This is a genomic window from Amycolatopsis anabasis (genome assembly GCF_009765355.1).
GTDB lineage: Bacteria > Actinomycetota > Actinomycetes > Mycobacteriales > Pseudonocardiaceae > Amycolatopsis > Amycolatopsis anabasis.
In genome coordinates this window covers 186,198-210,140 of sequence record NZ_VTHK01000012.1, presented here as the reverse complement: position 1 = coordinate 210,140, position 23,943 = coordinate 186,198, and the positions used below count along the sequence as shown (strand labels likewise).

Sequence of the window (23,943 nt, the reverse complement as noted above, 5' to 3'; positions counted from 1 at the left end):
CAACCAAAAACCGTTACGACACAAAGGAGAACGGGAAATGTCTTCGGCAATCGCCTTCGCGTCAGAGAGGGCGTTACCCGACGGACTCACCGACAGCCTGGGAGTCGGTGAGCTGCTCGACACCGTCGCGTCGCCCGATCGCGACTTGCCCTGCCGGACCGGTGACGCGGACCTCTGGTTCGCCGAGTCCCCGGCGGACCTGGAGCAGGCCAAGCGCTTCTGCGCGGACTGCCCGGTCCGGGCGGCGTGCCTGGCCGGCGCGCTGGCCCGCCGCGAGCCGTGGGGCGTCTGGGGCGGCGAGATCTTCGAGCGCGGTGCCGTGGTCGCGAGGAAGCGGCCCCGGGGGCGTCCGCGCAAGAACGCCGTCGCCGAGCAGCCCGTCGCGGAACAGCCCGCCGAGCAACCCGCACGCGAACAGCGGAGCGCGGCCGCATGACCGTCGCGCCAGTCACCACCCGAAAGCACAACGCGACGCTCGGCCGTCCGAGCGCAGCGCCCACCATGATCAAGGAGATTACCGAAATGTTGATCTATGAAGAACTGGCCAGAGCCCGAATACGGGAGTTGGAAGAGGCCATCCACACGCAGCGGGCGCGAGTCGGCGCCCGCGCCGGACACCGGATAGCCCGCTGGATCACCCGCCGGGCCCGGCGCTAATCCGTCCGGAGACCGGAGCAAGGGACCTTTACTACCGTTCAACGGCAGCAAAGGTCCCTTGCTCGCTCCCGGAGCCGGTGTTAGATGGGGGCCGTGGCACATACGCACGATGACGTGGACTGGGCCGAGCGGTTGCCGGCTTTGCGCAGGGCTGACGAACTGGACGCCGAGGCGCTCGCCGAGGCCGCCGCGCGCCTCACCGGAGGCCTTCCCGCGGGCGCGACCGTGGTCGACGTCGGTTCAGGGGCCGGTGGAATGAGTGCCGCCCTGGCCACCGTGCTGAGCAAGCAGGCTGGCGGCCGCCTGGTACTGGTCGACGCCGTTCCGGAACTGCTCGCCGCCGCCACCGAGACGGCCACCGCCGCGGTGTCCGGCGTCAGCGATGGACAAGCCGTGCGCATCGAGACGGTGCACGCCGACGCCGCTGCCGAGGACTTGCCCGAACACGTCCCGCCCGCCGACCTGGTGTGGGCGTCCGGGCTGGTGCACCACCTGCCGGATCAGCAGGCCGCCGTGGCCACCCTGACCGGGATGCTGCGCCGGGCGGGAATTCTCGCCCTGGGCGAAGGCGGCCTGGACACCCGGTGCCTGCCGTGGGATCTCGGTGTCGGCGAGCCGGGGCTGGAGCAGCGGCTGCTGGCCGGACGCGCCCGATGGTTCCTCGACATGCGCACCGCCATGCCCGGCTCGGTGCGCATGCCTTACGGCTGGAGCGAAGCACTGAATCGTGCCGGCCTGATCGACGTTGGTTCGTTCAGCACTCTGATCGATCACCCCGCTCCCGCATCTGCCGCGTTGCGCGCGTACGTGGTGGGCCAGATCGAATGGCTCGCCGACACGGCCGCTGACCACCTCGGTGAAGACGATCGGAACGTGGTGCGGCGGCTGCTCGATCCGGACGCCGCCGAGTTCCTCGGCAACCGGGACGATTTGTACCTGCTCACCTCGCACACCATCCACTATGGACGTAAGCCGTGACGGAAACCGCGCCTGCGGCGTGCTTCCGCTGTGGGGCCGTCCGAGATCCCGATGCCGACCCGGTCGCGGCGCTGGCCTGGGTCGCCGAGCGGGATCGCGGAACCCTGCGGTGGCTCTGCCCTGCCTGCGCCCGCGAGCACGCTCGCGACATCGAAGGAAAACTCCCTGGCGAATACTGGTGAGCTTGCTCAGCGCGTGCCCGGATCATGCCGCGCGCTCCATACCGTGGGGCTGAATCCGAGGCCGTGGCCGACGAGTCCCCTCGCCGAACGCGCTGGTCAGTTCGCGGATGACGGCTTCGGGTTCTTCATGCAGCCGTTCCGGCCTGGTGCGAACCAGGATCACTCCGGCCGCGGTCAGCGCCAGGTGCGTCATCTTCGGCTCGGTTTCCGGGCAACCCTGCGCGCCGAACTGCCAGCCCACCGCGACGTCGTGCCACCACGCATCCACGTGGCCGATCGGCCGGCCGCGAATGTCGCGGACCGTCACGTTCCATTCCGGCGCGGGCAGCGGGGCGCGTTTGACCAGGCGACGGGCCAGCCCCTGGACATAGGTGTCGCCCATGGAACCGAGATGGCGCAACAGAGCACGAACCGCCGCCGAGCCACGCTGGCTGCCGGCGTCGAGTTCGGCACGCAACTGTTCCGCCGTGCACAGTCCGTAGTAGACGGGCAACGTCACCAGCCGCCGGAGCACGTCCGGATCGTGCGCCTGCCGGGCGACGTCCAACGTGGCCCGGGTCGGCGGCGCGAACGGTAGCCCTTCCAGGAATACCGGTTGCGGTACGCGGGAAGTTCTTTCCAGGACCAGGAATTCCTGCGTCTGCATCCGCCGGGAGGAAGGAACGAGCAGACGCACCCGTGGGGGTAACGGCATGCTCATCCCGTATGCGCACAGAGCGTCGATTCCGGTGATCACCGATTCCGGGCCGGCTCGCGCGATCGCGGCGCGAAGTTGCTGGCGGCGGGTGGGTTCTCCACCACTCAACAGAATCACGCCGGGCAGCAGTCGCCGCCACGGACCGTCGGGCCGGCATCTCGCCGCGATCGTGCTGTCGGACATCCCCATCTTGCGCAGCTGAGCTGTCGTGATGATGTCGTCTAATGCGGTGCTGTTGAGCGCCGTTTCGTAGGCGCGTGTTGTGTGGGTCATGAGTCGAGCTTGCTCGTGCGCTCGTCGGGATGGAACCGGGCTCGGGGAAATGTGGACAACTCGCGGCGCGAGTGGTCATTTCGTGCGATTTTCCGCGCGGCTGTGGACAACTCGCCGGTTGAGAAGTGTCAGTCGGCGAATCCCGGCTGCCACCGCTCCACAATGGCTCGTGCGGGGATCTCCGCGTCGAGCTGGCACAGGATTCCCGTCGACCCCGCCGTTACCCGGTGGATCAGCAGATATTCCGGGGGGAGGTTCAGCGAGCGGCCGGTGCGGAAGTCCTGGCCGCGGGTGTCGCCCACCCGCCCTGCCTGCCGCTGCATCCAGCGGCGGGTGAAATGAAAGCGTTCGGTCGCCAACGGCTCGGTGAAAGGAGCGAGATATGCGAGTACGTCATCGGCACTCAATTCGGTGTCGGCCCGGATGAAGCCGGAATCGCGCAGGAGCTTCATCAGTTCATTCGAGCGGCCGTCGAGGGCGAGCCGGGTCATCTCACCGAGATGCCGGGGGATGCCCTGAGGCAACCGGGCGACCGCGCCGAAGTCGATCACGCACAGCCGGCCGTCGTCGAGAAGCATGAAATTGCCGGGATGCGGGTCCGAATGCAGCAGGCGGGCTCGCTCGGGCGAGGAATAGTGAAACTCCGCCAGCAACCTGCCGACCTTGTTGCGGGTTTCCGGCGTCCCGTCCTTGATGATTTTGGCGAGTGGAGTGCCGGTGATCCACTCGCTGACGACGACCTTCGGCGCGCTCGCCACCACCTTGGGGATCAGCACTTCCGGGTCGCGGTGAAACGCTTTGGCGAACCCACGCTGGTTCTCCGCCTCCGCGCGGTAGTCGAGTTCCTCGTTCATCCGCGCGGCAAGCTCGGCGAGCAGCGGTTTGACCTCGGTGCCCGGGATGAGGGCCTGAAAGAGGCGGCTGAACCGCTGCAACTGGCGAAGGTCGCTGCGTAGCGCCTCGTCGGCGCCGGGGTACTGGACCTTGACCGCGACTTCGCGTCCGTCGTGCCACACCGCTCGGTGGACCTGCCCGATGCTGGCGGCGGCCGCTGGTTCGTCGTTGAACTCGCGGAATCGTTCCCGCCAGGCCCGGCCGAGTTGCGCGGCGAGCACTCGATGGGTTTGCCGGGCCGGCATCGGCGGCGCGGCGGCCTGGAGCTTGGTCAAGGCGTCCCGGTAGGGCGCGGCCATCTCGTCCGGCACCGCGGCCTCGAACACGCTCAGTGCTTGGCCGAACTTCATCGCGCCGCCTTTGAGCGTGCCGAGCACCTCGAACAACTGCTCGGCCGCTTTGGCGGAGAGCGCCGCGTTGACCTCCTTGGCGCTTTGACCGGTGAGGCGCTTGCCCCAGCCGCCTACCGCCCGGCCCGCGATACCGAGCGGCAGGCTGGCCAGCTTCGCGGTTCGTGCCGCCGCCCGGCGAGGGATCACGGCATCGGTCCGGTCATCGGTCGAATCGCGATAATCGCTCACCTCTGCGATTCTGCCTTGCCGATCAAGGTCGGCGCAGCCGATCCAGGGAGGACTTGCGATCTACGCCACCGCGCGTACGCCGGCACCGTCCGAACGCGCTCGTCAGGCGTTGGTGCGGGCGGCCTCGCAGGTGCAGGCGGGATGCGGCGGCCATTCGGTGCGGCCCATGGTGCCTTCGTAGGTGTCGATCTCGATGGTCGCGTTCCACACCGGCGGCGGGCCGTCCCCCGGGTTCAGGATCCGCAGGACCTGGCCGCACGCCATCGCCGCGGTGGCGTGCACGCTGGCGAGATCGGCCTGCTGACGCCGGCCGGCCAGTTGGCTCGCGACCTTCGGCCAACATGCGTCGAGAGCAGTTCGATGGAGATCCGCGCAGCGCAGGCAACTGCTCCGGCCTGGCAGGACCAGCGGCCCAACGATGCCCAGGCCATCGCGGATGCGCACCGCCAGATGGGGCACGCTTTCGGCGACGAGCATGCAGACGACCTCGGGTGCGGGTACGACGGCGTCGGTGAGGACGACCAGTTCGGGGCGCCGATCGCTGGGCAGGCGCCCGGTCCTGGTCGCCGGATTCGTCCGCCGGATCGCCGCGATCGACGCGGCCGCCCGGGACGAGCCGAGGTCCGACTCGACGTAGCCGCAGCCCAGGTCCTCCTCGGTGACGTTGCCACTCGTTTCGACGTGGATGCGGCCGATCCCCGCCGCGGCGAGTTGCGTCGCCATCGCGATCGCCAGGCGGCCGCTGCCGTGCAGGACGACCGCGGCGTGCTCGCGACGGGTGGCGATCTCCTGGCGCGGCCGCCTGGAGCGCAGGGACCAGAGGCCAGCTTCGGCGGCCGGTCTCCGGTGGCGCGCGGGTGGCCCCGCGTCCTCGATCAGGCCGAGCTGGGTGAGCCCGGTGAGTACCGCGCGAAGCTCCTCGACGTGTTCGCTCTTGGCGAGCGCGAGCAGGGCTTCGGTCCGCCTGGTCCCGTCCAGGCTGCGGAGCGCCGCGACCAGATCGGGCGGTAGCCCGCTGGCCATCACGCCGTGCCGGGGATCAAGGCCGATCTGGATCTCGTCTTCACCCCGTTCCAGCACTTCGAGGCCGGTGAGGAGCCTCGGCCATTGAGGCAGGGTGACCTCGGGAAACTCGGTGAGTTGATCTGTCATGGGCAAAGCGTGACAACACCTCGCTAACCAGCCGCTAAGCAAGGTGCCGAGTTATCCACAGGTGTGGCTAAATGTGGACAACTCGGCCGATGTGACTTTCCAGCCATCGGAGTTGTCGGTCTCTGGCCGTACCGTGAATGGGTGGTCGAAGCACGGGTGCCCTCACTGGGGAGCCGGGACAAGAAGGCCCGGCAATCGCAGCCTTCACAACAAAAGATCGAGGTGCGGCGGAGCGCACGGCGTCGTCGCACGGTCACCGCGTACCGGGAAGGCGACACGCTCGTCGTCCTGATCCCGGCCAAGATGAGCCGTGCCGAGGAGGAACATTGGGTCGCTGAGATGGAGCGCAAGCTACAGCGCACCGAGAATCGGCGAGCGTCCCCGGCCAGGGCGTCCGACGCTGCCCTCGAGGCCAGGTGCTTGCAACTTTCCACCCGCTACCTGGACGGCACGGCGACCCCGGCGAGCGTGCGCTGGGTTCCGCCGATGCGGACGCGGTGGGCGTCGTGCACACCGGCCGACGCCACCATCCGGGTCAGCGAACGTCTGCGTGACGTTCCGTCCTGGGTGCTGGACTACGTCCTCGTGCACGAGCTCGCGCACCTGCTGGAGGCCGGGCACAACGCGCGGTTCTGGACCCTCGTCCGCAGGTATCCGAAGACCGAGCGGGCGATCGGTTACCTGGAGGGACTGTCCGCCGCAGCAGGCTGGGGCATCACCGAACTGGACTCGGACGACTGAGGCGAGGAGGCGACACATGGACAGGTCAACCACCGCAGGACGGCACCTCGGGTGGACGCCGCGACCTGCGCGGGGACCAGCCCCGCGGGGTCAGGCCTGGCCGGTCTTGCCGTCGTCGCCCTTGTCCTCGTCCGCCTTGGCCTGCTCTTCGGCGCGCTGGGTCCGCTCCAGTTCGGCGATCGGGTCGAGGTCGGCGTCCGCGCCGCCCTCGGCGCCGAGCCGCTCGGCGAACTCCATCGGGTCGTCCAGGTCCTCGGTGTTCGGCATCAGGTCGGGATGGGACCACAGCCCGTCCCGCTTCTCGGTGCCGTGCTGCTCGCCGACCAGCTTCCACAGCGCCGAAGCCGCGCGCATGCGGCGGGGCCGCAGTTCGAGGCCGACGAGCGTGGCGAAGGTCTGCTCGGCCGGGCCGCCGGTGGCACGCCTGCGCCGCAGCGTCTCGCGGAGGGCGTCGGCGCCGGGCAGCCGGTCGCCGATCGCGTCGGCGACCACGACGTCCACCCAGCCCTCGACGAGGGCGAGCAGGGTCTCCAGCCGGGAGAGCGCCGCCTGCTGCTCCGGGGTGGTCTTCGGTTCCAGCAGGCCGGAGGACATGGCCTCCTCGATGCTGGCCGGATTGTTCGGGTCGACCTGGCCGGCGAGCTGTTCGAGCGCCGACGTGTCGACGGTGATGCCGTGCGCGAACTCCTCGACCGTCGCGAGCAGGCGCTGCCGCAGCCAGGGGACGTGGGCGAACAGCCGTTGGTGCGCCGCCTCCCGGGCGGCGAGGAACACCAGCACTTCGCTGCTCGGCAGCTCGAGGCCCTCGGTGAACTTCTCGATGTTCGCGGGAAGCAGAGCCGAAGTGGCGTCCGGCCCCAGGGGAAGCCCGACCTCGGTGGAGGTGAGCACTTCCGACGCGAGCTGAGCCAGCGCGTTGCCGAGCTGGGAGCCGAAGGCCATGCCGCCCATCTGACCGACCATGGACAGCAGGGGGCCGGCCGCCTGCTTGGCCTCCGCGGGGAGTGCCTCGACCCAGGCGCCGGATACCTGCTGAGCGACCGGATCGCACAGCCGCTGCCAGGTCGGCAGGGTCTTCTCCACCCAGTCGCGGGCCGACCAGGCCACCGAGGTGGACGCGCCCGCGGGCAGGATCGTGGCGGCATCGAGCCACAGTTCGGCCAGGTGGGCGGCGTCGCGCACCGCGGTGCCGGAGTCGCCAGCCGAGGAGAAACCGACCTTGGCCTCGCCGGAGCTGGTGAGCTTCTGCACGGCGATCTGCTTGGCCAGGTCGTAGTTCACCGGGCCGGACGAACTACCGGCCTGGCTGAGCATCTGCCCGAGCTGGCTGAGCATCTGGCCCAGCTGGTTGAACGCGTCGGCGCCCATGTCGGGCTGCTGCTGACCGCCACCCTCCGCGGGATCGTTTTCGCGGCGCTTGTCGGGATCGGGTGGACCGAAGCCGAATGGGGGATTGCTCATAACACCACCGTACGCGGCCGACGCACTCGGCATTGCGCCAGCCGGATGCCGTTCACCTCGTGGGGCGTGGCCTCCACACTGATCGTATGCCGGTGACCGTACGCTGTCTCGGGTGACGGAGCCCCGCGACGAACCCGCAGCCAGAGGCGCCAGGCAGGCGAACGCGTCGCCTGGCGGGACGACCGCATCCGCGGAGCACGCGGAACGCGGACAACCTGAACCTTTTCCGCCACCGCCCAGCCCAAGCCGCGCGGACGGCGGAACGCGGCTGAGCAGGCGTGGCTGGACGCTGCTGCTCAGCGGGCTGCTGGTGGTCGCCTTCGGGCTGACCGGCGCGTTCGTGCGCGTTCCCTATGTCGCGATCGGCCCTGGCCCCACTTACGACACGCTCGGTCAGGCCGGTGGCGTTCCGGTCATCCAGATCGACGGGCAGCAGAGTTACCCGACGTCGGGTGAGCTGAGGATGACGACCGTGTCGCTCAACGACGAGGTCAGCCTGTTCGGGGCGCTCGGGCTGTGGGTGAGCGGCCGGTACGCGCTGGCCCCGCGCGAGGAGTACTTCAAACCGGGCGAGAGCGACGAGGAAGTCAAGCGCGAGAACGTCCAGCAGTTCCAGGATTCGCAGAGCAACGCCGAGGTCGCCGCGCTGCGCCACCTGGGCTTCCCCACGAAGGTGCTCGCGAAGGAGATCGTCTCGGGCAGCCCCGCCGACCACGTACTCGCCGCGGGTGATCGGCTACTGGTAGTGAACGGCAAGGAGATCAAGAACGAGGAGGACGTGCGGGCCGCGCTGGCCGGCACCAAACCCGGTCAGTCGATCTCGATCACGTTCCAGCACGACGGCCAGCCGCAGCGGACCGAGTCGCTGGTGCTGGGGCAGAACAAGGACCGGCCCGAGGGGTTCATCGGTCTGCAGCCGATCGACCGCGCGGACGTCGGGTTCGATGTCAAGATCTCGCTCCAGGACGTGGGCGGGCCGTCCGCGGGCCTGATGTTCGCGCTGGCGATCGTGGACCGGCTCACGCCGGGCGAGATGGTGGCGGGGGAGCACGTCGCGGGTACCGGTGAGATCACCGAAAAGGGTGAAGTCGGGCCGATCGGCGGGATCTCGTTCAAGGTCGTCGCGGCGCGCGAAGCCGGCGCGACGGTGTTCTTGACCCCGGAGAGCAACTGTTCGGAGGCGGCCGCCGCGGCTCCGGAGGGCCTCAAGCTGGTCAAGGTGACCAGCCTCGACTCCGCCCTCACCGCCCTCGATGATCTCAAGGCCGGTCGCCCCACCCCGTCCTGTTCGTAGCGTCGCGGCAGGAAGGGACCTTTACTCCGGTTCAACAGGAGTAAAGGTCCCTTGCTCCCCGCAGACGGGAGCGAATAGGCCTTCCTGCAAGTTTCCAGGCTAGGGGGCCAGGGTGGCGCGCAGGGCGGTGATGAGGTTCGGGGCGAGGTCGGGGTGTTCGATGATTTCGTCGACCGCGGCGGGGTCGGGCGTACCCGCGGCGCCGGTCGGGGACGGGGCCGAGTCGGTGGCCCCAGCTTGGACGGCTTCCGGAACTTCGGCGGGGGACGTCGGCGATTGGGCGCGCAGGCGCATCACGCAGGCGCCTTGACCGTCCCGCAGCACCGCGGCGACCAGCCGGGCTTCGGTGCGCCGCGGGTGATCGGCCGCCGCCTGCCGAAGCCGTTCGGCATCCCCCGCGCCCTCGTCGGGCAGCTCCGCCTCGGCATCCGGGGGCAGCACGATGATCTCCTGCGCGAGCGCGCAACCCGCGACGGCGTCGGGCCACGCGATGGTCGCCAGCGCTTCGGCCAGATCGCCTTCGGGCAGGGCCTCCTGGGCCACCGGGGTCAGCGGACCGGCGTCGCCGAGCTGCTCGGCGAGTTCGGGTTGCTCCCGAATCAGCGCTTCGGTCGGCACGAGCGCGAACAACTGCGGCGGCTGGTCCCACCCGCCGGATGCCACGAATTCCTCGACTTCACGGGCGAGGGCGGCCACACTCGTTTCCGCCGCCTGATTCTCACTCTGCGCCATTCGGCCATCGTCGCAGGCGCGCCTGGAAGGTGTCGCCCCGCGTCCGGTTTGGGTGGTTCCGGGAACTCGGAACACCATCCGTAGAGTTAGGTAGCCAGGGGTAGCTTGCGGGTGCCGGCAACCCCGGGAAAGAGATCACGACATCAGGAGCGTGTGCAGTGGCCAGTCGGCCCCCTGTCAGCCTGCCGAAGCTGTCCCGGCGTAGCCGGATCCTGCTGATCATCGCGGCCATCGTCGTACTGGCCCTGTTGCTCGGCGCGCGGTTGCTGGATACCTATGTCGACTGGCTGTGGTTCGGCGAGGTGGGGGCACGCAGCGTGTTCAGCACGATCGTGCTGACCCGGATCGTGCTGTTCTTCGCGATCGCGGTGCTGGTCGGCGGCCTGCTCGCGATAAGCCTGACGATCGCCTATCGAACCAGGCCGGTGTTCGTACCCATTTCCGGCACCGACGATCCGCTGGCCCGGTACCGCTCCGCCGTGGTCGGCCGGATCCGGTTGTTCGGTATCGGCATCCCGGTGATCGCCGGGGTGATCGCGGGCGCCACCGGACAAAGCGACTGGCAGCGCGTGCAGCTCTTCCTCAACGGCACCGAGTTCGGCCAGACCGACCCCGAGTTCGGCAAGGACATCGGCTTCTACGCGTTCGACCTTCCCTTCTACACCTGGCTGCTCGGCTGGCTGTTCATCGCGCTCGTGGTGAGTTTCTTCGGCGCGCTGATCGCGCACTACCTGTTCGGTGGCATCCGCCTCGCGGGCAAGGGCGGGCAGCTCGCCGGTCCGGCCCGGGTCCAGCTCTCGGTGACCATCGGGATCTTCGTACTGCTCAAGGCGGTCGAGTACTTCTTCGATCGGTACAACCTGCTGTTCTCCGACCGCAACGCCCCGCTTTTCTACGGCGCCACCTACACCGACCTGAACGCGGCGCTGCCCGCGAAGCTGATCCTGCTGTGCATCTGCGTGTTCTGCGCGATCGCGTTCTTCGTCGGCGCCTTCCTGCGCAACATCCAGCTGCCGGCGATCGCGCTGGTGCTGCTGATCCTGTCCGCGATCATCGTCGGCGCGGCCTGGCCCGCGGTGCTCGAGCAGTTCTCGGTGCGGCCCAACGCGAACGAGAAGGAAGCGCTGTCCATCCAGCGCAACATGGACGCCACCCGGAACGCCTACGGCCTGACCAACGTGCAATACGAGCCCTACAGCGGCAAGTCGCAGGCCACCGCGGCGGACATCAAGGCGGATCAGGGCACGATCCCGAACATCCGGCTGCTCGACCCGAACGTGCTGAGCCCGACGTTCACCCAGCGGGTCGCGCGGGAGAACATCTACGGCTTCCCGCAGAAACTGGACATCGACCGCTACACGGTCAACGGCAAGACCCAGGATTACATCGTCGCGGCCAAGGAGATCCGGACCGACGGCCTCGCCGAGAACCAGCGCAGCTGGATCAACCGGCACCTCGTCTACACCCACGGAAACGGGTTCGTCGCCGCCCCGGCGAACACGATCGACCGCGCGGTCCAGGGCGCCAACAGCGACGGCGGATACCCGGTCGCCTCCACCAGCGACACCCAGAACCCCAAGGGAAGCGGGATCGAGGTCACCGAACCCCGCATCTACTACGGGGAACTGGCCACCGACTACGCCATCGTCGGTGGCGCGCCGGGCAAGGCGCCCGGTGAGTACGACACCGCCGCCGACCGCAACTACCTGTACCAGGGCACCGGGGGCGTGCCGATCGACAACTGGTTCAACCGGCTCGTCTTCGCCGCCCAGTACGGCGAGCGGAACATCCTGTTCTCCGACGCCATCGGCGACGGCTCCAAGATCATGTACAACCGGGATCCGCGTGAACGCGTCCGCAACATCGCGCCCTGGTTGCAGGTCGACGGCGACCCGTATCCGGCTGTGATCGACGGCAAGATCCAGTGGATCGTCGACGGCTACACCACGATCGACAACTACCCCTACGCCCAGAAGACCGGCTTCGGCGCCGCGACACAGGATTCGCTCTCCGGCGTCGCGCGGCAGGCGAACAACTCGATCAACTACATCCGCAACTCGGTCAAGGCGACCGTGGACGCGTTCACCGGCCAGGTGAACCTGTACTCGATCGACGACAAGGAACCGGTGCTCAAGGCGTGGGAGAACGTCTTCCCCGGCATCGTGAAGCCGAGCTCGGAGATCTCGCCGAAACTGCGTGAGCACTTCCGGTACCCCGAGGACATGTTCAAGGTCCAGCGCGAGCTGCTGTCCAAGTACCACGTGCAGAACCCGCAGGAGTTCTACACGACCCAGACCTTCTGGAACGTGCCCCAGGACCCGACCCAGGAAGGCGGCATCAACCCGGACGCGTCCGGCGTCGCCAAGCAGCCCGCGTACTACGTCCTCGCGGAAGTCCCGGGCGAGGACAAGTCGAAATTCCAGCTCACCAGCTCGCTGACCGCGCTGCAGCGGCAATACCTCGCCGCCTGGGTATCGGTCTCCTCCGATCCCGAGGACTACGGGACCATCCGCGTGCTCCGACTACCCACGGACGGCAGCGCGCAGGTCGACGGCCCGGTCCAAGTGCAGAACAGGTTCCAGAGCGACGCCAAGTTCGCTCAGGACCGGACGTTGTTCACCAACCAGAGCGTCAACGTCATCTTCGGGAACCTGCTGACCTTGCCGGTGGCCAACGGCTTCCTCTACGTGGAACCGGTGTACATCCAGCAGCGCAACCAGAACAGCTATCCCCAGCTGGCACGGGTACTCGTGTCGTACGGGCCGAAGATCGGCTTCGCCCCCACCCTGGACGAGGCGCTCAAACAGATCTTCGGGGAGAGTCCGGGCACAACGACGCCGCCCGTGCAACAGCCACCACAGAACCCGACGACCACCCCCACGACGCCGAGCCAGACATCGCAGACCCCGGCGCCGCCGCCGACCGGCCAGGCCAATCCCGAACTGGACAAGGCGGTCGGCGAGATCCAGGCGGCGCTCGCGAAGCTCCGGGCCGCCCAGCAGTCCGGGAACTTCGCCGACCAGGGCGCCGCGCTGGCCGAACTCGACGCCGCCGCCAAGCACTACGAGACCGCCAAGAACGCCGGCGGCCAGACCGGCGGAGGGTGACACTGCTTACGAACGGGACACCCGCTTTGCACTCCGGCGAAACCGGAGCGTAAAGTAGGTGTCACCGACGCGGGGTGGAGCAGCTCGGTAGCTCGCTGGGCTCATAACCCAGAGGTCGCAGGTTCAAATCCTGTCCCCGCTACAGATGATGGATGCCGAGTGTCCGCGGAAGGCGCGGACCTCGGCATCTTTCGCATTGCACTGGGGGTCCGACCCCCAGACCCCGGCCAGGAGGGACTCCGTCCCCCTGGACCCCCTGGCGGGGGCTGCGCCCCCGTACCCCCGATTGGGGGCTTCGCCCCGTACCCCCGGTGGTGGTTGCGATTTGTTGGTGGGTGCGGCTTGGGTTGGGTGCACGATTGGGTGATCTTGGCTGGTGGGGGAGGGCGCGATAGGGAGGGACCTTTGCTCTTGCTGGGCAGGAGCGAGGGAGATTTGCTGCGGTTTGAGTGGAGTAAAGGTCCCTTGCTGCTGCGGCTCGCGCGGGGACGGGGTGTCGGTCCGTTGTGGACGAACGGTGGGCGCGGTGGCCGGTTGGACGGTGAGGTGGGCGATCGGGTACACCCCCGGCGCGGTACCCGATCGCACCTCACCTCCCCCACACCGGTCAAGAGCAGGGAGGCTCCACGCAGATACATGGCGCGGGGAGATTTCTTCGAAAAGTTTGGCGGAGATCGTCTTCGGCGCCGGTCGGGAGCGTTTGCTAGCCGCCGAACATTCGGCGGACGCCGGCGATGAGCGGCGTTTTCGTGCCCGTGTCCGTGGCGACCATGACATACCGCGCCACGGCGTGAACCACCCGCCGATCGCCCACCAGGCCGTCGAAACCGATCGTCAGCGAGGTCTCGCCGACCCGGTCCGCGCGCACCTGGAACCGGAGCAACTCGTCGAACCGGGCCGGTGCGAAGTAGCGGATGCGGAACTCGGCCAGTACGAAGTCGACGTTCTGGCGTTCCAGTTCCCGGTAGTCGCCCAGCCCCGCTCGCAGCGTTTCCACCATCGCCGCCTCGCAGAACACCGCGTACCGCGACGCGTGCACCACGCCCTGCCGGTCGCAGTCCACCGGCCGGATCCGGACCGTGTGCTCGTGCACCACCGGTGCGCTCACGCGATCTCCTCCCGTCGCCCGTGCATTGGCCCGCCGCGGACGGTATCGGACCAGGTCACGACCGTCCTCCCGCCACAGAGGGAACCCGCCGTAACGGCCGGATCAGGCACCCGCTACAGTTGACATCACAACGACGCGGGGTGGAGCAGTTCGGTAGCTCGCTGGGCTCATAACCCAGAGGTCGCAGGTTCAAATCCTGTCCCCGCTACAGAGGTTGGAGGCCCGTGCCTGCGGAAAGCGCAGGGCGGGCCTCTTTCGTGTTGTTCTGGGGGTCCAACCCCCAGACCCCGGCCAGGAGGGCTCCGTCCCTCTGGACCCCCCCCTGGAAGGGGCTGCGCCCCCTTGGACCCCCGATTGGGGGCTTCGCCCCTTGCCCCCGGTGGTGGTTGTGTTGGGAGGGGTGCGGTCGGTTGGTGTTATGGGGTTGGTTATGGGGCCCGTTGGGTGAGTGGGTCTACATAGGACTGTGTTGGGGGCACTAGGCCGAAAGGGGGATTTCGGGTGGGTGTCTAGCCATTGTGGACGGAAGCGGTGACCACTGTGGACAGATGGGGCGAAAAGTGGGAACGTGGAGGTGTGTCTGATTTGAATGCAACAGCCGCAGCATTGCTCGGGCTGCTCCACGACGGCCCCGCCACCGGTGGCCAGCTGGTCGCGGGCGCCTACGAGCGCTTTGGCGCCTTCTTCAGCGTCACCCGGAGCCAGGTGTACCGGGAGCTGCCCGCGCTGTCCAAGGAAGGCCTTGTCCGTCTCGGCAAGCAGGGCCCGCGTTCCAGCCAGCAGTACGTGCTCACGGCGGCCGGCAAGAAGGCCTTCAAGGCCTGGCTGACCTCCGAGGCTGGTCCGGACCACATGCGCAGCCCCACGATCCTGCGCTTGGTCAACGCGAGCGCGCTGACCCCGAAGCAGCGGGCGACGCTCGTGGACAACGCCCGGGCCAGCTACACCCAGGAACTGGACGAGGCCAAGGCCGCCACCAAGGCCGCCGAGGACCCGTACGCCAAGGCGGTCGCGGAGTTCGCCCAGGCGCACGCCAAGGCGGCCCTGAAACTGCTGGACACCATCCCGCAGGCGTGAAAACGGCGCCCGGAGCGTGGCCGGGACCCGGTTACCGGTAACCGGCCGCGGCTCTTGGCGTAACGTTGAACGCCGTGAGTGTTGAGTTCGAAGCAGAGCTGAAGGACCTTGCCGGCAAGCTGACGCAGGTCGAGTCGGTGATGGACCTCGAGTCGCTGCGCGCCCAGATCGCCGATCTGGAGCAGCAGGCCTCCAGCCCCAACCTCTGGGACGACCCGGAGGCGGCGCAGAAGGTCACCAGCCAGCTCTCGCACAAGCAGAGCGAGCTGCGCCGGGTCTCCGACCTGCGCCAGCGGCTCGACGACCTCGGCGTGCTCTACGAGCTCGCCGAAGCCGAAGGTGACGCGGCCAGCCGCACCGAGGCGGAGAACGAGCTCACCGGGTTGGCCAAGGACGTCGACGCGCTCGAGGTGCGCACGCTGCTGTCCGGCGAGTACGACGAGCGCAACGCGGTGGTCACCATCCGCTCCGAGGCGGGCGGCGTGGACGCGGCGGACTGGGCCGAGATGCTCATGCGCATGTACCTGCGCTGGGCGGAGCGGCACGGCTACCCGACCGACGTCTACGACATCTCCTACGCCGAAGAGGCCGGGATCAAGTCCGCGACGTTCAAGGTGAGCGCCTCCTACGCCTACGGCACGCTGTCCGTCGAGCAGGGCACGCACCGGCTGGTGCGCATCTCGCCGTTCGACAACCAGAGCCGGCGGCAGACATCCTTCGCGCACGTCGAGGTGCTGCCCGAGGTCGAAGAGGTCGACCACGTCGACATCCCGGAGAAGGACATCCGGGTCGACGTTTACCGTTCGTCAGGGCCTGGTGGGCAGAGCGTGAACACCACCGACTCCGCGGTGCGCATCACACACTTGCCGACCGGGGTCGTGGTGTCGTGCCAGAACGAGAAGTCGCAGCTGCAGAACAAAGCCGCCGCGCTGAAGGTGCTGCAGGCCAAGCTGTTGCAGCGCAAGAAGGAAGAAGAGCGCGCCGAGATGAACGCGCTCAAGGACGGCGGCTCCAGCTGGGGCAACCAGATGCGGTCCTACGTGCTGCACCCGTACCAGATGGTCAAGGACCTGCGCACCGACTTCGAGGTCGGGAACCCGTCTTCGGTGCTGGACGGCGACATCGACGGCTTCCTCGAGGCCGGGATCCGTTGGCGTAAGCAAACCACGGCGGCCTAGGCGAGCTGCCAAAAAAGCAAGGGACCTTTACTACGGTTCAACCGGAGTAAAGGTCCCTCGCTCTCGTTGAGCCGTAGCGAAGGTCCCTTGCTGCCGACGCCAACCCCGGCTTAACGAGCGGCATGAGTAGGATGCGCAACCGTGATCCGGCTCGAAGAGGTTTCCAAGGTCTACAAGACCTCGACCCGCCCCGCCTTGGAGCGGGTATCCGTCGAGGTGGACAAGGGCGAGTTCGTCTTCCTGATCGGTCCGTCCGGATCGGGGAAGTCGACGTTCCTACGGTTGCTGCTGCGTGAAGAGGTGCCCACCAAGGGTCGCGTTTTCGTCTCCAACTTCGACGTCGCCAAGATGGCCCGGCGCAGGGTCCCCCGCCTGCGCCAGACGATCGGCTGCGTCTTCCAGGACTTCCGCCTGCTGCCCAACAAGACCGTCGCCGAGAACGTGGCGTTCGCGCTCGAGGTGATCGGCAAGCCGCGCCAGACGATCCGGAAAGTGGTGCCCGAGGTCCTCGAGCTGGTCGGCCTCGACGGCAAGTCCGACCGGCTGCCCACCGAACTCTCCGGCGGCGAGCAGCAGCGCGTCGCCATCGCCCGGGCGTTCGTGAACCGGCCGCTGGTGCTGCTGGCCGACGAGCCGACCGGGAACCTGGACCCGGACACCAGCCAGGACATCATGCTGCTGCTCGAGCGCATCAATCGCACCGGCACCACCGTGCTGATGGCGACCCACGACCACTCGATCGTCGACTCGATGCGGCGCCGCGTGGTCGAGCTGCAGCTCGGCAAGGTCATCCGCGACGACGCCCGAGGGGTGTACGGCGTGGGCCGCTAACCCCGCCGGCGCCATCCCCGCCCACACCCCCCGCCAAGCCCCCGACCCACAAGGGACAGTCCCCGATGCGTGCCAGTTTCGTCTTCAGCGAGGTCATCACCGGTCTCCGCCGGAATGTCACGATGACCATCGCGATGATCCTCACCACCGCGATCTCGCTCGCCATGCTCGGCGGCGGCCTGCTCGTGGTGCGAACCATCGACAAGATGAAGGTGAACTACCTCGCCGACGTCGAGGTGACCGTCTTCCTCACCGAGGACATCAGCGCGAACGACAAGAACTGCGCGCAGCAGACCTGTGCCGCGATCCGCCAATCGCTGGAAGGCAACAAGGCGGTCGAGTCGGTCATCTACGAGAACCGCGAGGACGCCTACAACCGGTTCAAGAAGATCTTCGAGAGCCAGCCGGAACTGGTGCAGCTCGCCCGCCCCGAGTCGCTGCCCGCCTCGCTCCGGGTGAAACTGGTCGACCCGCAGCGCAGCGACGCGGTCGTGCAGGAGTACACCGGCAAACCCGGGGTGGACAAGGTCGACGACCAGAACAAGTTCCTGGACCGGTTCTTCAGCCTGCTCAACGGCGCCCGGAACCTGACCTTCGTGATCGCGCTCATCCAGGCGATCGCCGCGTTGCTGCTGATCTCCAACACGATCCAGATCTCGGCGTTCACCCGGCGAACCGAAGTCGGGATCATGCGCCTGGTCGGCGCGACACGCTGGTATACCCAGCTGCCGTTCCTCCTGGAAGCCGTCGTCGCCGGGGTGATCGGCGCGGTGCTCTCGATCGGCTTCCTGGTGGGGGCGAAATTCGCCTTCCTGGACCAGGTTCTCGGCGCGATGGGTGGTGTCGTACCGCAGATCTCCGCGTTGGAAGTGCTCTTCCCGGTCGCACCGATCCTGCTCGGCGTGTCCATCGTGATCTCCGCGATCACCGGCTACGTCACCCTCCGTCTCTACGTGCGGCATTAACCGGCTGCTCACGCCCGGAGAATCACGTAGAGTCGCGATTATGTCCAAGGAACGTGGCCGCAAAGTGATCGTGTCGAACCGCCGTGCGCGGCACGACTACTCGATCCTGGACACCTACGAGGCCGGTCTGGTCCTCGTGGGCACCGAGGTGAAGAGCCTGCGCGCGGGCAAGGCATCGCTGGCGGACGCCTTCGCGACCGTCGACGACGGCGAGGTGTGGCTCCGCAACGTGCACATTCCGGAGTACGAGCAGGGCACGTGGACCAACCACATGCCGCGGCGGAACCGGAAACTGCTGCTGCACAAGGGCGAGATCGAAAAGCTGATCGGCAAGACCAAGGAGGGCGGGCTCAGCCTCGTCCCGCTGTCCCTGTACTTCAAGGACGGCAAGGTCAAGGTCGAGATCGCGCTGGCCAAGGGTAAGAAGGCCTACGACAAGCGCCAGGCCCTGGCCAAACGCGACGCACAGCGGGAGATGTCCAGGGCCATGGGACGGGCACTGAAGGGGCGCTACTGAGTACGCGCTTCGGGCCGGGGTCCGATGAGGACGTCGCGGCCTGGGTTCGTTCGCTCGGCCTGGACGGCCTGGTTGATCTGCACGTGCATTTCCTGCCCGAGCCGATGCTGCGCAAGGTGTGGGCGTACTTCGACCAGGCCGAGGAGCATTACGGCACACCGTGGCCGGTGCACTACCGGCTGCCCGAGGATGAACGGGTCGCGGTGCTGCGCTCGCTCGGCGTGCGGTGTTTCGCGCCGTTGGTCTACCCGCACAAACCCGGGATGGCCGACTGGCTCAACGGCTGGGTGCGCGAGTTCGCCGACCGCACCCCGGGTGCGGTGCCCACCGCCACGCTGTACCCCGAGCCCGGTGCGGCGTCCGCTGTGGAATCCGCGCTGCGCGCGGGCATTCGGTGCGTGAAGGCGCACGTGCAGGTGGGCGCCTACGATCCGCGGGACCCGCTCCTCGACGGCGCGTGGGGCGCCCTCGCCGACGCGGGAGTTCCCGTGGTGGTCCACTGTGGACACGGACCGAAACGCGGCGACTACACCGGCCTGGACGTGTTCGGCGAGGTCCTGGCCCGTCATCCGCGGCTGGTCGCGGTGCTCGCGCACGCCGGGATGCCGGAGTTCGAAGCGGCGGTCGAACTGGTTCGCCGTTATCCGCGGGTGCACCTGGACACGACCATGGTCGGCGTTCCGTTCACCGAGTGGATGTCGCCGCTGCCCTCGAACTGGCCGGACCTGCTGGTCGAGATCGCGGACCGGGTGGTGCTGGGCACCGATTTCCCGAACATCCCGTATCCCTACGCCACACAGCTCGAGGCGATCGCCGGCTGGGCTGCCGACGATCGCCTCGGTGAACCGTTCCTGCGTGCCGTCCTGCACGACACCCCGGCCAAACTGCTCAGCGTTTGACGGCCTCCACCCGGGCCACCGCGCGGCCGAGCACGTAGGTGGCCGCTTCGCGGACCGGCAGCCGCCGGCCCGCCAGCGCGAACGCGGTGACCACGAGCGCCACCCAGGGGAGCGGACCGCTGAGCAGGCCGCCGCCGAGCGGGGCGGTGAACCCGTGCGCGGCCAGGCCGAGCAGCCCCGCGGAGCCGAGCACCGCCGCGACCGCGAGCTGTGCGGCAGGCGCGGTCACCGCGCCACCGGGCCGCCGGGTTTCGAAGCGGCCGAACACGCGCAGCAGGGCGGTGAGCACGAGTGCGGCGGCGGCGACCCAGACCGGAACCATGGCCAGCCAGAGCACGGTGCCCGGTTCGGGGGTGGCGTAGCCCAGGCCGAGCACGCTGATCCCGGCGACGACCACCAGCGCCGGCATGTGCCAGAGGTAGACGCTCATGAACCGCGGCCCGATCCAGCGCAGTGCCGTGGCCATCGCGGGCCGGGCGGCGAGCGCGTTCAGCGCGGGGCGGAGGAAGAGCAGCAGACCGATCTGGCCGACCGCCAGGCTCACCAGCAGCACGGTCGGCGGGCTCATGTTCGACACCGGCGCGCCGGGCATCCCGATCATGCTCGCCGGATACGGCCCGAAGGCCACCAGCAGCGCGGTGACGGTGAAGCCCGCGATCGACAGGCCGAGCGCGGACCGCCGGTCGAGCGTGCCGAGGCGGCCTTCGGCGTAGTGGAAGCCGAGCTGGTGCACGGCCAGCCAGACGAACACCGCGTTGGCGAAGCCGACCAGCCCCAGGTCGTTGAACCGGGCGATGTCGACGCCCACCGCGAGCACGGCGAGCACCGCCGGGACGGCCAGGCCCCACCTGCGGTGCGCCGCGGCCAGCAGCGGGGTGGCCAGCACGGTGATCAGGTACACCGCGAGGAACCACAGCAGCTGCGCGGCGATCGCGCCCGCGACCTGGAGTGGTTGTTCCGGGACGCCGAACTGGCGCAGGAGGTCCGGGACCACCAGCCACACCGCCATCAGCGGCAGCACCGGCATCAGCAGCCTGCGCACCCGGCCGGCCAGCCAGTCCCGGGCGGACGGGGCGGCCCGCAGCGACATCAGGTTCGCCGCGCCGCCCGCGAAGAAGACCAGCGGCATCACCTGGGACAGCCAGGTGACGATCCACCAGCCCGGGGTGGCCAGGGCGTTGCCGGTCGCGAGGTGACCGGCGGAGTAGGAGAGCACCGGCATGATCCAGTGCTGGGAGATCACGGCGAGGATCGCGCCGGCGCGGACGACGTCGAGGAAGGTGTCCCGGCCGCCGCGACGCGGGGCGGCGGGGCGCTGCAGGCTCGGTTGCATGGGGTAAAGCCTGGTCGCCGAGCGTGCTCGGCACAGCCAGGCAGGCCACCGTCTTGACGTTCGGCTTTCCGCCGTGGTTCTGGTGGGGCTTTCCCTACTAGTGCTCGCAGGTCTCGTCGGAGTTGAGCCCGCACAGCCGGTACTCCCAGCCGGTCTCCGCCGAATAGCCGAGCTCGTAATGCGTTTCGATCTTGGGGCCGTCGTGCAGGTGGACGTGCCGCATCACGGTGCCGCTGACCGGTTCGGCGTCGCCAAGATCCTGCACTCGGCCGTCCAGCGGGCCGCCGAAGAAGCGGACGATCGCCTCGGTCATCGGCACTCCTCCTCGCGGTCGCCGGCGTTCGCCCCATCGTAGGTGAGCCCGGAACGCGATGCCGCCCTCAGACGGGTGACGACATCCTCACCACACCGGCCGCAGGGTGATCCGGCGCTCCCGGGCCGCGTCGTCGACGTAGGCCAGCAGGTCCTGGCGCAGGTGGTCCAGCCGTTCCCGGCCGACCAGCCGGGCCCAGCGGTCCTCCGCTTCCTCGGACAGGGCGACGAAGCGCTCGATGCACCGCCAGCCGCGGGCGGTCAGCGAAACCAACCGGCTCCGGCGGTCGGTCGGATGCGGCCTGCGTTCGACGTAACCGCGTTTGACGAGCTCGTCGACCAGCTGGACGGCGGCCTGCTTGGTGATGCCGAGGTGGTCGCCGAGCTCGACCGCCGTCGCGCCGTCGCGGTGGGAGAGGTACTGGAAGGCGAATCCGTGCGCTGGGCGGACGTCCGCGAACCCTTCCGCGGCGAGCTGCTCGTGGATCTGGTCCAGCACCGCGCGGAACGTCAGCGCGAGCAGGGCGGGCAGGTCGCCTTCGGCCACGTTGCGACTCCTTTGGTCAAGTAGCTTGACTACTTGGTCAAGTCTCTTTACCTTATAACTCGTCAACCAACTTGACTACTTGGAGGTTATACATGACTTTGGCGACCCTCGCCGAGGCGCCGGTCTTCGAGAACGGGGGCTTCGTCTTCCGTTCCCTGGGGGTGCCCAGCCGCGGCTCGACGGAACTCGCGGTCTGGACCGTGGAGGTGGCTCCCGGGGCGCGGAGCGAACGGCACACGGTGAGCCGGGAGGAGGTCTTCGTGCTGCAGTCGGGTTCGGTGCGGATCGAGGTGGGCGACGCGGTCCACGAACTCGGGCCCGGGGACGCGGTGATCGCCGCGCCGGACACGCCGCTGCGGCTGGCGAACCCGGGCGGGGAGGCCGCCCGGCTGACCGTGTGCACGTCGAAGGGGATCCTGGGCACGCTCAACGGCCGCACCATCGCCCCGCCCTGGGCCCAGTAGCCCCGGGCTCGCGGCGGCAGGAAGGGACCTTCGCTATGGCTCAACCGGAGCGAGGGACCTTTACTCCTGTTGAACCGGAGTAAAGGTCCCTTCCTGCCGCCGTCAGCGGCCGAGGTAGGTGAGCACGGCGCGGACCCGGCGGTGTTCCTCGGAGCTGGCTTCCAGGCCGAGCTTGGCGAAGATGTTGCCGATGTGCTTCTCCACCGCGCCGTGCGAGACGACCAGGGAGTTCGCGATCGCCGTGTTGGACAGGCCCTGGGCCATCAGCCCCAGCACCTCGGTTTCGCGGGCGGTCAGCGAGTCGAGCGGGTTCTTCCGGCCCCGCGCCATCAACTGGGCGATGACATCCGGGTCGATGGCCGTGCCGCCGCCGGCGACCCGGCGCACCGCGTCCAGGAACTCGGCGACGTCGGCGACCCGTTCCTTGAGCAGGTAGCCCACCCCACCGGCGCCCCCGGAAAGCAGTTCGACGGCGTAGCTCTCCTCGACGTACTGCGACAGCACCAGCACCGGCAGCCCGGGCATGGCCTCACGGGCGCCGAGCGCGGCGCGCAGGCCCTCGTCGGTGAACGTCGGCGGCATCCGCACGTCCACGATGGCCAGGTCGGGCCGGTGCTCCTTGACCGCGCTGAGCAGGTCGTCGCCGTTGTCCACGGCGGCGACGGTCTCGATGTCCTCGTCGGCGAGCAGCCGCTGCACCCCCGCGCGCAGCAGAACGGCGTCCTCGGCGATCACAACTCGCATGAATGGACCCTACGGGCCGAGGGCCCCTCGGGGGTCTGGGGGTCGTCCCCCAGATAGATACAGCACTCACGACCGGGTTACCACTGGCACGGCAGGTCGGCTCGAATGACCGTGGGCCCGCCCACCGGACTGACCACGGTGATCACCCCGTCGATCGTGGCCGCCCGGTCGGCCAGCCCGGCGAGCCCGCCGCCGGGACGCATCTCCGCGCCGCCGTGGCCGTTGTCGGTGATCTCCACGACCACCTTGTCGTCCGTCCGCCACACCTTGACCCCCGCCTCGGTGGCGCCCGAATGCTTGGCGATGTTCGTCAACGTCTCGCCGACGATGAAGTACGCCGTGGTCTCCACCGCCGCCGGCGGGCGCGGTTCGCAGTCGACCGAGACGTCGACGTGGATCGGCGACTTGGCCGCCTGGGCGGACAGCGCCGCGTCCAGACCGCGGTCGCCGAGCACCGCGGGGTAGATGCCCCGGGCCAGGTCACGCAGCTCGGACACCGCGAGCTTCGCGTCGACGTGGGCCTCGTTGATCAGCTCGCGCACCGCGTTCGGATCGTTGTCCAGTTTCGTCTTCGCCCGGCCCAGGCTCATCGCCACCGCGACCAGCCGCTGCTGCGCGCCGTCGTGCAGATCGCGTTCGATGCGCCGCCGCTCGGCCTCGGCCGCGTCCACCCCGCGGGCCCGCGACGCCTGCAGCCGCTGCGCCTTGACCTCCAGCCGCTGCGCGCGGTTCGGGCCGAGCAGCGACATCGCCAGCTGACCGTGCGTCCAGCCGATCCACGGCACCACCCAGATCGCCAGCGGCACCAGGATGATCGCGGCCAGGCCGACGGCGAACTCGAGGATGCCGAGCGGGAACGAGATCATCAGGTAGGCGAGGTCGCGCCAGGTGGTCGGATCGACCAGCCGGGTCCGCCAGCGGCGCAGGAAGTTTCCCTCGGCCGGGAGCCGTTCGGCGGCCGGCAGCTCGGTGTTCAGCGTCGCGCGGACCCAGCGGCGTTCCACATCGCCGAACCCCCGCACCATGCTCGTGGTGAAGATCAGGATCGGGATGCCGATCCAGATGATCGTGGTGGCGATCCCGACCAGGCCCAGCGTCACGATCAGGACGAACTGGAACAGCCGCAGGACGAAGCTGCCGACCATGAACCCGATGGCCTTCGCCGCGTGCGGTCGCGGCTGGTCGAGCGGGCCCTGTTCCTCGGCCATCCGCCGACCTC

At 68.7% G+C, this 23,943-nt stretch carries 24 protein-coding genes and 2 tRNA genes; 15 read left to right on the top strand and 11 right to left on the bottom strand.

Translation table 11 applies throughout. The features are described from left to right. Positions 1-37: 37 nt before the first annotated feature. From FXO23_RS18305 to FXO23_RS18295, 3 genes are all read left to right on the top strand, one after another. On the top strand, positions 38-436 hold the full coding sequence (locus tag FXO23_RS18305; RefSeq protein WP_158886426.1) for a WhiB family transcriptional regulator: 399 nt from the start codon (positions 38-40) through the stop codon (positions 434-436). After that, the gene (locus tag FXO23_RS18300) at positions 433-657 is read left to right on the top strand and encodes a hypothetical protein (RefSeq protein ID WP_158886424.1); all 225 of its coding nucleotides are present in this window, start codon (positions 433-435) and stop codon (positions 655-657) included. Before FXO23_RS18305 ends, FXO23_RS18300 begins: the two co-directional genes overlap by 4 nt. 84 nt (positions 658-741) lie before the next feature. Beyond that, positions 742-1,635 carry a class I SAM-dependent methyltransferase gene (locus FXO23_RS18295; RefSeq protein ID WP_158886422.1) on the top strand — a complete coding sequence of 298 codons (894 nt, stop codon included), beginning with the start codon at positions 742-744 and terminating at the stop codon, positions 1,633-1,635. Between the two features lie 204 nt (positions 1,636-1,839). Here FXO23_RS18295 and FXO23_RS18290 read toward each other — a convergent pair whose 3' ends face one another. From FXO23_RS18290 to FXO23_RS18280, 3 genes are all read right to left on the bottom strand, one after another. Continuing rightward, positions 1,840-2,697, bottom strand: coding sequence for a hypothetical protein (locus FXO23_RS18290; RefSeq protein ID WP_246257494.1), 858 nt, complete (start codon positions 2,695-2,697; stop codon positions 1,840-1,842). A gap of 218 nt (positions 2,698-2,915) precedes the next feature. Then, the gene (locus FXO23_RS18285; RefSeq protein WP_158886418.1) at positions 2,916-4,262 is read right to left on the bottom strand and encodes an ABC1 kinase family protein; all 1,347 of its coding nucleotides are present in this window, start codon (positions 4,260-4,262) and stop codon (positions 2,916-2,918) included. A 102-nt stretch (positions 4,263-4,364) separates the two neighbouring features. After that, positions 4,365-5,414: a ThiF family adenylyltransferase gene (locus tag FXO23_RS18280; RefSeq protein WP_158886416.1), complete on the bottom strand. Its 1,050-nt coding sequence runs from the start codon at positions 5,412-5,414 to the stop codon at positions 4,365-4,367. 216 nt (positions 5,415-5,630) lie between these two features. Here FXO23_RS18280 and FXO23_RS18275 point away from each other — a divergent pair, with 216 nt between their 5' ends. Then, positions 5,631-6,155 carry a M48 metallopeptidase family protein gene (locus FXO23_RS18275; protein ID WP_158886476.1) on the top strand — a complete coding sequence of 175 codons (525 nt, stop codon included), beginning with the start codon at positions 5,631-5,633 and terminating at the stop codon, positions 6,153-6,155. Between the two features lie 90 nt (positions 6,156-6,245). On the opposite strand, the gene FXO23_RS18270 is transcribed toward FXO23_RS18275, so the two are convergent. Continuing rightward, complete coding sequence (locus tag FXO23_RS18270; RefSeq protein ID WP_158886414.1) at positions 6,246-7,616, bottom strand: zinc-dependent metalloprotease; 1,371 nt, start codon at positions 7,614-7,616, stop codon at positions 6,246-6,248. Between the two features lie 289 nt (positions 7,617-7,905). Here FXO23_RS18270 and FXO23_RS18265 point away from each other — a divergent pair, with 289 nt between their 5' ends. Continuing rightward, the gene (locus FXO23_RS18265; protein WP_179956805.1) at positions 7,906-8,910 is read left to right on the top strand and encodes a YlbL family protein; all 1,005 of its coding nucleotides are present in this window, start codon (positions 7,906-7,908) and stop codon (positions 8,908-8,910) included. A gap of 99 nt (positions 8,911-9,009) precedes the next feature. Here FXO23_RS18265 and FXO23_RS18260 read toward each other — a convergent pair whose 3' ends face one another. After that, the gene (locus FXO23_RS18260) at positions 9,010-9,642 is read right to left on the bottom strand and encodes a PPA1309 family protein (RefSeq protein ID WP_158886410.1); all 633 of its coding nucleotides are present in this window, start codon (positions 9,640-9,642) and stop codon (positions 9,010-9,012) included. 158 nt (positions 9,643-9,800) lie between these two features. Between FXO23_RS18260 and FXO23_RS18255 the strand changes: the two genes are divergently transcribed. Both FXO23_RS18255 and FXO23_RS18250 read left to right on the top strand, forming a co-directional pair. Beyond that, on the top strand, positions 9,801-12,749 hold the full coding sequence (locus tag FXO23_RS18255) for a UPF0182 family protein (protein WP_158886408.1): 2,949 nt from the start codon (positions 9,801-9,803) through the stop codon (positions 12,747-12,749). A gap of 68 nt (positions 12,750-12,817) precedes the next feature. Next, positions 12,818-12,891, top strand: a tRNA-Met gene (locus FXO23_RS18250). A 561-nt stretch (positions 12,892-13,452) separates the two neighbouring features. Here FXO23_RS18250 and FXO23_RS18245 read toward each other — a convergent pair. Then, positions 13,453-13,857: an acyl-CoA thioesterase gene (locus FXO23_RS18245; protein ID WP_158886406.1), complete on the bottom strand. Its 405-nt coding sequence runs from the start codon at positions 13,855-13,857 to the stop codon at positions 13,453-13,455. A gap of 134 nt (positions 13,858-13,991) precedes the next feature. Between FXO23_RS18245 and FXO23_RS18240 the strand changes: the two genes are divergently transcribed. The 7 genes from FXO23_RS18240 to FXO23_RS18210 all read left to right on the top strand — a co-directional run bounded on the left by FXO23_RS18240 (position 13,992) and on the right by FXO23_RS18210 (position 19,324). Beyond that, a tRNA-Met gene (locus tag FXO23_RS18240) sits at positions 13,992-14,065 on the top strand. A gap of 368 nt (positions 14,066-14,433) precedes the next feature. After that, entirely contained in the window at positions 14,434-14,934 is a 501-nt protein-coding gene (locus tag FXO23_RS18235) for a PadR family transcriptional regulator (RefSeq protein WP_158886404.1), read from the top strand. Positions 14,935-15,008: 74 nt separating this feature from the next. Further along, positions 15,009-16,112 (top strand): peptide chain release factor 2, encoded by a 1,104-nt coding sequence (gene prfB / locus FXO23_RS18230; protein WP_158886402.1) that lies wholly within the window; start codon positions 15,009-15,011, stop codon positions 16,110-16,112. A 141-nt stretch (positions 16,113-16,253) separates the two neighbouring features. Then, positions 16,254-16,943 (top strand): cell division ATP-binding protein FtsE, encoded by a 690-nt coding sequence (gene ftsE / locus FXO23_RS18225; RefSeq protein WP_158886400.1) that lies wholly within the window; start codon positions 16,254-16,256, stop codon positions 16,941-16,943. A gap of 65 nt (positions 16,944-17,008) precedes the next feature. After that, positions 17,009-17,908, top strand: a complete 900-nt coding sequence (gene ftsX / locus FXO23_RS18220; RefSeq protein ID WP_158886398.1) for a permease-like cell division protein FtsX — start codon at positions 17,009-17,011, stop codon at positions 17,906-17,908. 40 nt (positions 17,909-17,948) lie between these two features. Beyond that, positions 17,949-18,425, top strand: coding sequence for an SsrA-binding protein SmpB (smpB, locus tag FXO23_RS18215; protein WP_158886396.1), 477 nt, complete (start codon positions 17,949-17,951; stop codon positions 18,423-18,425). Then, on the top strand, positions 18,422-19,324 hold the full coding sequence (locus FXO23_RS18210; RefSeq protein ID WP_158886474.1) for an amidohydrolase family protein: 903 nt from the start codon (positions 18,422-18,424) through the stop codon (positions 19,322-19,324). Before smpB ends, FXO23_RS18210 begins: the two co-directional genes overlap by 4 nt. On the opposite strand, the gene FXO23_RS18205 is transcribed toward FXO23_RS18210, so the two are convergent. The 3 genes from FXO23_RS18205 to FXO23_RS18195 form a co-directional block, all read right to left on the bottom strand. After that, positions 19,314-20,657, bottom strand: coding sequence for an acyltransferase family protein (locus FXO23_RS18205; RefSeq protein WP_158886394.1), 1,344 nt, complete (start codon positions 20,655-20,657; stop codon positions 19,314-19,316). The genes FXO23_RS18210 and FXO23_RS18205 overlap by 11 nt on opposite strands. A 97-nt stretch (positions 20,658-20,754) precedes the next feature. After that, complete coding sequence (locus FXO23_RS18200; protein WP_158886392.1) at positions 20,755-20,970, bottom strand: hypothetical protein; 216 nt, start codon at positions 20,968-20,970, stop codon at positions 20,755-20,757. A gap of 87 nt (positions 20,971-21,057) precedes the next feature. After that, complete coding sequence (locus tag FXO23_RS18195; RefSeq protein ID WP_158886390.1) at positions 21,058-21,516, bottom strand: MarR family winged helix-turn-helix transcriptional regulator; 459 nt, start codon at positions 21,514-21,516, stop codon at positions 21,058-21,060. A gap of 92 nt (positions 21,517-21,608) precedes the next feature. On the opposite strand from FXO23_RS18195, the gene FXO23_RS18190 reads away from it, so the two are divergent. Beyond that, positions 21,609-21,980, top strand: coding sequence for a cupin domain-containing protein (locus FXO23_RS18190; protein ID WP_158886388.1), 372 nt, complete (start codon positions 21,609-21,611; stop codon positions 21,978-21,980). Positions 21,981-22,082: 102 nt separating this feature from the next. On the opposite strand, the gene FXO23_RS18185 is transcribed toward FXO23_RS18190, so the two are convergent. Then, the gene (locus tag FXO23_RS18185) at positions 22,083-22,724 is read right to left on the bottom strand and encodes a response regulator transcription factor (protein WP_158886386.1); all 642 of its coding nucleotides are present in this window, start codon (positions 22,722-22,724) and stop codon (positions 22,083-22,085) included. A 77-nt stretch (positions 22,725-22,801) separates the two neighbouring features. After that, positions 22,802-23,932: a sensor histidine kinase gene (locus FXO23_RS18180; RefSeq protein WP_158886384.1), complete on the bottom strand. Its 1,131-nt coding sequence runs from the start codon at positions 23,930-23,932 to the stop codon at positions 22,802-22,804. Positions 23,933-23,943: the final 11 nt, after the last annotated feature.

Excerpts from the sequence above, each read along its gene's own strand:
- FXO23_RS18260 (WP_158886410.1), bottom strand. The coding sequence starts at position 9,642 with ATGGCGCAGAGTGAGAATCAGGCGGCGGAAACGAGTGTGGCCGCCCTC.
- FXO23_RS18200 (WP_158886392.1), bottom strand. The coding sequence starts at position 20,970 with ATGACCGAGGCGATCGTCCGCTTCTTCGGCGGCCCGCTGGACGGCCGA.
- FXO23_RS18300 (WP_158886424.1), top strand. The coding sequence starts at position 433 with ATGACCGTCGCGCCAGTCACCACCCGAAAGCACAACGCGACGCTCGGC.
- smpB (WP_158886396.1), top strand. The coding sequence starts at position 17,949 with ATGTCCAAGGAACGTGGCCGCAAAGTGATCGTGTCGAACCGCCGTGCG.
- FXO23_RS18205 (WP_158886394.1), bottom strand. The coding sequence starts at position 20,657 with ATGCAACCGAGCCTGCAGCGCCCCGCCGCCCCGCGTCGCGGCGGCCGG.
- FXO23_RS18290 (WP_246257494.1), bottom strand. The coding sequence starts at position 2,697 with ATGTCCGACAGCACGATCGCGGCGAGATGCCGGCCCGACGGTCCGTGG.
- FXO23_RS18190 (WP_158886388.1), top strand. The coding sequence starts at position 21,609 with ATGACTTTGGCGACCCTCGCCGAGGCGCCGGTCTTCGAGAACGGGGGC.
- FXO23_RS18180 (WP_158886384.1), bottom strand. The coding sequence starts at position 23,932 with ATGGCCGAGGAACAGGGCCCGCTCGACCAGCCGCGACCGCACGCGGCG.
- FXO23_RS18305 (WP_158886426.1), top strand. The coding sequence starts at position 38 with ATGTCTTCGGCAATCGCCTTCGCGTCAGAGAGGGCGTTACCCGACGGA.
- FXO23_RS18185 (WP_158886386.1), bottom strand. The coding sequence starts at position 22,724 with ATGCGAGTTGTGATCGCCGAGGACGCCGTTCTGCTGCGCGCGGGGGTG.
- FXO23_RS18270 (WP_158886414.1), bottom strand. The coding sequence starts at position 7,616 with ATGAGCAATCCCCCATTCGGCTTCGGTCCACCCGATCCCGACAAGCGC.
- FXO23_RS18280 (WP_158886416.1), bottom strand. The coding sequence starts at position 5,414 with ATGACAGATCAACTCACCGAGTTTCCCGAGGTCACCCTGCCTCAATGG.
- FXO23_RS18295 (WP_158886422.1), top strand. The coding sequence starts at position 742 with ATGGGGGCCGTGGCACATACGCACGATGACGTGGACTGGGCCGAGCGG.
- ftsX (WP_158886398.1), top strand. The coding sequence starts at position 17,009 with ATGCGTGCCAGTTTCGTCTTCAGCGAGGTCATCACCGGTCTCCGCCGG.